The 7,472-nt window shown below is 27.6% G+C and carries 7 protein-coding genes; all 7 read left to right on the top strand.

The genetic code is table 11. The annotated features are described in order from the left end of the window. Positions 1 to 605, top strand: a 605-nt coding sequence (locus Q0W06_RS18675) for a cation-translocating P-type ATPase C-terminal domain-containing protein (protein ID WP_297639385.1), incomplete at its 5' end; no start/stop codon positions are given. A gap of 117 nt (positions 606 to 722) precedes the next feature. Further along, the gene (locus Q0W06_RS18670; protein WP_297639382.1) at positions 723 to 1,430 is read left to right on the top strand and encodes a YbhB/YbcL family Raf kinase inhibitor-like protein; all 708 of its coding nucleotides are present in this window, start codon (positions 723 to 725) and stop codon (positions 1,428 to 1,430) included. A 145-nt stretch (positions 1,431 to 1,575) separates the two neighbouring features. Further along, complete coding sequence (locus tag Q0W06_RS18665) at positions 1,576 to 3,057, top strand: glycosyltransferase family 39 protein (protein ID WP_297639380.1); 1,482 nt, start codon at positions 1,576 to 1,578, stop codon at positions 3,055 to 3,057. A gap of 233 nt (positions 3,058 to 3,290) precedes the next feature. Further along, positions 3,291 to 4,769, top strand: a complete 1,479-nt coding sequence (locus Q0W06_RS18660; protein WP_297639376.1) for a glycosyltransferase family 39 protein — start codon at positions 3,291 to 3,293, stop codon at positions 4,767 to 4,769. A 175-nt stretch (positions 4,770 to 4,944) separates the two neighbouring features. Next, positions 4,945 to 5,568: a TerD family protein gene (locus tag Q0W06_RS18655; RefSeq protein WP_297639374.1), complete on the top strand. Its 624-nt coding sequence runs from the start codon at positions 4,945 to 4,947 to the stop codon at positions 5,566 to 5,568. Between the two features lie 13 nt (positions 5,569 to 5,581). Beyond that, a complete protein-coding gene (locus Q0W06_RS18650) occupies positions 5,582 to 6,154 on the top strand; it encodes a TerD family protein (RefSeq protein ID WP_297639371.1) in 573 nt (190 codons plus the stop codon). A 91-nt stretch (positions 6,155 to 6,245) separates the two neighbouring features. Then, a partial coding sequence (locus Q0W06_RS18645) for an HAD-IC family P-type ATPase (protein WP_297639369.1) occupies positions 6,246 to 7,472 on the top strand: 1,227 nt, incomplete at its 3' end.

Genomic DNA, 7,472 nt, shown 5'->3' with positions numbered 1-7,472 from the left:
TAAAGTTCCAATTAACTATAAATGTAGCAGCCGTTGCAGTATGTGCAATAGCACCGTTCTTTGATTTACCACAACCATTACAAATAACTCATATTTTATGGATTAATCTTGTAATGGATGGGCTTGGAGCATTAGCGCTTGGTTCAGAACCAGCACTTAAAAAGTATATGAAAGAAAAGCCAAAATCAAGAACTCAAAGTATTGTTTCAAAAGAGATGATGGGGCAAGTTCTTTTTGCAGGAACTTGGGTAACAATATTAAGCTTTGTATTCTTAATGGCACCATTTTTCAAAAATATGTTTTCTACAGAAGGTGAACATTTAACAGCATATTTTTCAATGTTTGTATTAGCAGCAGTTTTTAATGGATTTAATGTTAGAAGTAAAAGTGTAAATATTTTTGAGCATATAAAAGAAAATCCAGGATTTGTAAGGGTTATGATAATAATAGTTATAGTGCAAGTTATTTTAACTATTATTGGTGGAGATATATTTAGTTGTACTCCTATAGAACCAAAATTATGGGGTGTAATAATTATTTTAGCAGCTACTATAATTCCAGTAGATATGATAAGAAAAGTAGTGTTTAAAAGTTCAGAAAAATAGAGAATGAAATAATAAAGAGATTTTAAGTTTAGAAATAAATTTAAAATCTCTTTTTTTTTGTATATAAAAAAATATTTAGAAGAAACTACACTTATAAACCAATAGGGAGGAACAAGAATGAAAAGAATAAGAAAAATTTTAAGTTTATTAAGTGTAGGAGTATTATTAACAATGTGTTGTGTTTCGTGTGATAAGTCAGGATCAACATCACAAGCACCAACTGTACCAAATCCAACTGCTGCAGACAAAAATCCTGACAATTATATACCAATCACAAAGATGAATTTATCATCTACTGGAATTAAAGATGGAATTATAGATCCACAATATGGAGCAGCATCTACAGATAAAATAGGGGCAATGCCACTTGAATCAATTCCACTTGAATGGTCTGGAGCACCTTCATCAGCAAAAGCATATGCTATAACTATTATAGACTATGATACAGTTCCAATTATGGGATTCCCATGGATTCATTGGGTAACTACAAATATTGATGCAGGAACAACATCATTACCTGCAAATGCAAGTACAACAATGGAAAAAGACATGATACAAGGTGTAAATAGTTATGCAAATGGATTCCCACTAGATTTAACATCATTAAAAGGATTCCAAGTTCCAAGAGAGAAAGCTTACCATTATGGTGGAATGGTACCAGTTAATTTCCCTCATAAATATACAATGACTGTTTATGCATTAAATGAAAATTTAGATTTAAAAATAGGATTTGGATTAAATGATTTATATAATGCTATGGAAGGACATATTGTTGGGCAAGGTGTAACATATGGAACATACAATGCTAAGATAGCTAAAGTATAAAATTAGATATTAATAAAAGGGATTTTTTACAAAGAGTAAAAAATCCCTTTTTATTTTTAAAAGTTAAAAGATAGAGAAAAAAATATTAATATATAGGACATAAATTTAACTTAGAATTAATAGGAAATAGAAATGGAGGAGAAATATGGATAGGAATAAAAGGTTAAATATAGCAGCTATATTATTAATAGTTTTTAATGCTATATTTATAATGTCGATGGTATTAGTACTTTCACTGGGTATGATAAAACCATATTATTTAAGGCATATAGTAGTAAGTAGAATATCTGTAATATTAGTTGCTATAGTAGAACTAATAGTATGTATAGCACTACTTTATCTTACAAGAAAAATAAATAAAAAGTATTTAAAGGTTATTTCAATTATAAATTTTATAATATTTTTTATTTTGTTATGTATGTTTGGATTTACATTAGCTGTTACGCCAACATGGGATTTTGGAGAAGTATATAAGATAGGAATATTAAAGGCACAAGATAAAATACACTATTTACCTAGTTATTATTATCAGTTATATCCTAATAATATTTTTATAACAATAATTTGGTCTGTTATATATAAAGTATTTGGAGTATTATCTATAAATTATTTATATGGATCTATTGGAATAAATATTATTTTAATATTAGCAACTATGATTATAACTTACTTTTTAATAAAAGATGAGTATGGACTTAGAATTGCAACTATAGCTAGTTTAGTATTTTTAGTAATGACACCATTATATATTTATGCACCAATTTTTTATACGGATACCACGACTATGATATTTTTACCACTTTGTTATCTTTTATATAGAAAATATTTAAAGAATAATAAATGGAGATATCTAATAATAATTGGAATTTTAGCAGCTATAGGGATAGGTATAAAAAATAATATATGTATTGGATTTATAGCTTTGGCGATTTTTGTACTATTTCAAATTAAAGGAATAAAGAAGCTATTGAAATTTTTTGCAGGAATTGCAATACCATTAGTAATAGTAACTACTATTATTACTAATATAAATCAAACACAAATTCCAATAAAATTATCAGAAGCAGGACTTCCGTATACTCATTGGATTATGATGAGTTTAGTTGGATCAGGAGGCTGGGATCAACAGGCTATAGATAATAGTTTAGCAGCAGGACCAGGAAAAGATAAAATTAAGGCCTATAATGAAAAAATTATAAAAGAAAGATTAGAAGGATATGGATTTAGTGGACTAATGATGCATTTATATTATAAAAATAGATATACATGGTCTGATGGAACTGAATTTGGAACAACTTACTTAGCTTTGAAACCTTTGAATAAAGGTAGATTATATGAATATGTTGTAGGGGATAAGGCACATCCATTTTTACTATTATCACAAGGATCACAAGTATTTATGATATTTATGATGATAATAGGTGCAATAGGATTGTTTAAGAATAGAAAAAATTTAAGTATGCTATGTAATATAACTATATTTGGAATGTTTGTATTCCTTATGATTTGGGAGACATGTCCACGGTATTTATTATGCATATTACCAATAATGTTGATAAGTGCAATGAATGGATTAAGTAAAATTGATTTATTATTAGGTGGAGAAAAAGCAGAAATTAAAGAATAAAAAATTAAATATTTAAATAAAAATATATCTCTAAAAGTGGAGATATATTTTTTTATTTTAATATTAAGTTGTTCATAAAAAATAAATAGATTAGACTAGGACATATCTGAAAGTTTATCTAAAAATAGCATATTTAAAGGGGAAAAATAGTTTTTGATAAAAAAAATATACGTTAATATATAGGACATAATTATAATTTAAAATTAATAAGAAATAGAAAAAGGAGGGGAAACATGGAGAAAAAAAATAAATTGAATATAGCAGCAATATTATTGATAATTTTTAATGCTATATTTTTAATAACAATGTGTTTTGTACTTTCACTTGGTGTAATATCACCATATTATACAAGACTTATAATTGTAAGTAGAATTTCAGTAGTATTAGTAGCAATAGTTGAATTAATAGTATGTATAGGAATGATTTATATTACTAGGAAACTTGATAAGAAATATTTAAAAGTAATATCTACTATAAACTTTATAATATTTTTTATTTTATTATGTATATTTGGATTTCTTTTAGCAGTTACTCCAACTTGGGATTTTGGAGAGGTATATAGAACAGCTATATTAAAAGCACAGGATAAGATTCATTATTTACCACAATATTATTATGTCTTATATCCTAATAATATTTTTGTAACTATGATTTGGACGGTTATATATAAAGTATTTGGAGTATTATCTATAAGCTATTTATATGGTTCTATCGGAATAAATATAATATTAATATTAGGAACTATGATTATCACTTATTTCTTAATAAAAGATGTATATGGGCTTAGAATTGCAACTATAGCAAGTTTGTTATTTTTAGTTATAACACCACTATACATTTATGCACCAATATTCTATACAGATACAATGACAATGATATTCTTACCACTTTCTTATCTTTTATATAGAAAATATTTAAAAAATAATAATTGGTTGTATTTAATCAGTATTGGAATTTTAGCGGCAATAGGAATAGGAATAAAAAATAATATTAGTATTGGATTTATAGCTTTATCTATTTTTGCATTATTCCAAATTAGTGGAATAAAAAAATTATTGAAGTTCTTTGCAGGGATTTTAATTCCATTAGTAATACTAACAGGAATTATAAATGGGATTAATCAAGCGCAAATTCCAGTGAAATTGTCAGATGCAGGGCTTCCATATACTCATTGGATAATGATGAGCTTAGTTGGAGCAGGCGGATGGGATCAACAAGCTGTAGATAATAGTTTAGCAGCAGGTCCAGGAAAAGATAAAATTAAAGCTTATAATGAAAAGATTATTAAAGAAAGATTAGATCATTATGGATTTAGTGGGTTAATGGAACATTTATATATTAAAAATAAATTTACTTGGGCAGATGGAACAGAATATGGAACTTTCTATTTAAAAATGCAGCCTTTAAATAAAGGTGCTTTATATGAGTATGTTGCAGGAGATAAAGCTAATGGATTTTTAACATTGTCTCAAGGTTCTGAGTTATTCATGTTAGTAATGATAGCAATAGGAACTTTAGGGCTATTTAAGGATAGGAAAAATTTAGCTATGCTATGTAATATATGTATATTTGGAATATTCTTATTTCTTATGATTTGGGAAACTTGCTCTAGATATTTATTGTGTATAATGCCATTAATGTTAATAAGTGCAATGAATGGAATAAGTAAAATTGATGCCTTATTAGGTGGAGAAAAAGAAGTGAAAAAATAAATAGTTGGATAAAAATATATCTCTAATAATGGAGATATATTTTTTTATAATCATTTAAATAAATATTAATATAAAACTTAACAAAAAAGGAAAAATAAAGTAAAATTGTATTATGGTAATAAAAAGAAAAACTAAAAAGTATAAATACAAAATATAGATAAAAGGGGTAAAGGGAATGGGGATTAATTTAAATGGAATGTTAAATGACTATTCAAATGGAAATGGGGCTAAAGGAGCATCATTAAATTTAAGGAAAAATGATGTTTTAAACTTAACAAAAAGGAATCCTGGATTAGAAGAAGTAACTTTAGGGGCAGGATGGGATGTAGCAAGAAATGGTCAAGATTTTGATTTAGATATTGCTGCATTTTTATTAAATGGAAGAGGTCAGGTTCAAAATGTACCAGAGGATGTTATTTTCTTTAATAATATGAAAGCGGCAGGAATAGAACTTTTAGGAGATAATAGAACAGGGGCTGGAGATGGTGATGATGAAAGAATTCAAATGAATTTAAAGCGATTGGCACCTCATGTTGAAAAAATAGTGTTTGTAGTTACAATTTTTGAAGCAACAAGTAAAAGACAAACTTTTGGGATGGTAGAAAATTCTTTTGTTAGATTACTCGATTCAAAAAATAATGAAAAAGAATTATGTATTTTTAATTTAAAAGAAAATGGATCAACATCTACAGCAGTAGTTTTTGCAGAACTTTATAGAAATAGTGGTGAATGGGAGTTTAAAGCTATAGGAGAAGGGAAGATAGCTGACTTAAATGGAATATTAAGTCTTTATATGTAGAGGGGGAAAAGAGATGTTAAACTTACAAAAAAATGATATTTTAAATTTAACTAAAAAAGATCCAAGCTTGAATAAAGTTATGATTGGAGCAGGATGGGATGTAGCAGAGAAAAAAGGTTTTTTTGGATTTACTAAAAATATAGATTTGGATCTTACTGCTTTTTTATTAAATAAAGAAGGAAAACTTATTTCTAGTGGAATAATTTATTTTGGAAATTTAGTAGGAAGAGGAATTCGTCTTCATGGAGATAATTTAACTGGTGCAGGAGATGGAGATGATGAAAAGATATCTATAGACTTAAGTGATTTACCTAAAGATTGTACAAAAATTATGATGTCTGTAATAATTTATAGCGCAAGTGTGAGAAAACAAAGCTTCGGACAAATAAAAAATGCATATGTAAGACTTTTAAATGAAGATAAAGGTGGAGCAGAAGTTTGTAGATATAATCTTTCAGAAAGTGGAGGAGATAATACAGGGGTACTTTTTGCAGAATTAGAAAAGATAAATGGGGAATGGAACTTTAAGGCAAAGGGAGAATTCTTAAAAGGGACATTAAATACAATAGCAGCTATGTATAAATAATAAAATTAAAAGTATGAGTTAAGGTAGAAACTAGCTTTTAGCTAGTTTCTAAAACTTTAAATTTACATTTAAAGTTGAAAGAGGAGGATTTATGAAAGGTCTTAGTAATGAAGAAGTCAAACTAAATAGAGAGATGTATGGTGATAATATTATTCATGAAGCAGAGCCAGAAACATTTTTGGATAAATTTAAAGGAGCTTTTGATGATCCGATGATAAAGCTACTTTTAGCAATAGCAGGAATTATGGCAGTTATGGCTTTTATGGGGTATGCTGAATTTGGAGAGATTGTAGGAATAGTTATATCTGTTTTATTAGTTACCATAATTTCAGCAAGAACAGAGGTAGCATCGGATAGTGAGTTTAGAAAACTTAAAGAAAATGCATCAAAAGATGTTTGTAAAGTTTATAGAGAAGGAAAAGCAGTTGAAATAGATATAGATGAATTAGTAATAAATGATTACGTTATACTGCAATCAGGAGATAAAATTCCAGCAGATGGAATTTTAATCCAAGGAAATATAAAGGTAGATAATTCATCTTTAAATGGAGAATCAGAAGAATGTAATAAAGTTGCTATAACTAATGCATCAGAGGAAGTTGCAGCAACAGGTGACTTTAAATTGACAGGTGATGTATTTGTTGATGAATGGTCTCTTTTTAGAGGAGCAGTTACTGTTGGTGGTAGTGGAGTAATGAAAATTCAAAGAGTTGGAATGAAAACTGTTATGGGAACTATGGCAGAAGATATGGCTGATGAAGATGTAGATAGTCCATTGAAAGTTAAACTTACAGAACTTGCTGGAAATATATCTAAGTTTGGATATATAGGAGCAATTATTATTGGAATAGCATTAATAACGCAAAATATTTTCCAAGTAGGTGGAATTTCAGAGTATGTATCTCTTGGAGGAATTGAGATATTTAAGCAAGTATTAGATGCATTAATGGTTGCAGTAGTTATTATAGTTATGGCAGTGCCAGAAGGATTGCCTCTTATGATTGCAATAGTATTAATGAAAAATACAGGAAAAATGCTACAAAAAAATGTACTTGTTAGAAAACCGATTGGTATAGAAACAGCAGGATCATTAAACATATTATTTAGTGATAAAACAGGTACTATAACAAAAGGACAACTTCAAGTTGTTGAATTTTTTGATGGAAATATAAAAGATTCATATAGAACAAATAAAAAAATAAAAGAACTTATGTCTATGTGTATAGGTAAAAATACAGCTGCAATGTTTGATGGAAAAGGAAATGTAATAGGTGGAAATGCTACAGATAAAGCATTATTAAACTATTTGACTAAAGAA

Origin of the sequence: uncultured Clostridium sp., from assembly GCF_947072515.1 — a bacterium.
Taxonomy (GTDB): Bacteria; Bacillota; Clostridia; order Clostridiales; family Clostridiaceae; genus Clostridium.
The sequence above is the reverse complement of the archived record's forward strand: the minus strand, read 5'-3'. Positions and strand labels throughout refer to the sequence as shown.